We start from the raw sequence: 246 nt of genomic DNA on the forward strand, positions 1-246 counted from the left end.
TCTTGATGGTCGCGGCGCGCGTGCCGGCGCCGTCGCCATCGACCCAAGTCGTATTGGCGCCGCCGGCCTTGAGCACCACTTGCAGGCTGTCGACCTCCACGCTCGACGACACCCCCGGCCCGCTCGCCACGGACAGCTCGCTGCCGAACTGCGACATGTTCAGCGTCGAGCCGATGCCGGGCAACGGCAGGACGGTAGCCTTGATGCCGGAAATACCGAGCTCGATGTTGCTGGCGTAGAGCGGCT

General features: G+C 67.5%; 1 protein-coding gene. It reads right to left on the minus strand.

Going from position 1 to position 246, the window contains the following annotated elements; translation table 11 throughout:
- A partial coding sequence (locus NCR93_RS31825; protein ID WP_250532486.1) for a hypothetical protein occupies positions 1-246 on the minus strand: 246 nt, incomplete at both ends.

Source organism: Caballeronia sp. ATUFL_F1_KS39 (assembly GCF_023630985.1).
GTDB lineage: Bacteria > Pseudomonadota > Gammaproteobacteria > Burkholderiales > Burkholderiaceae > Caballeronia > Caballeronia zhejiangensis.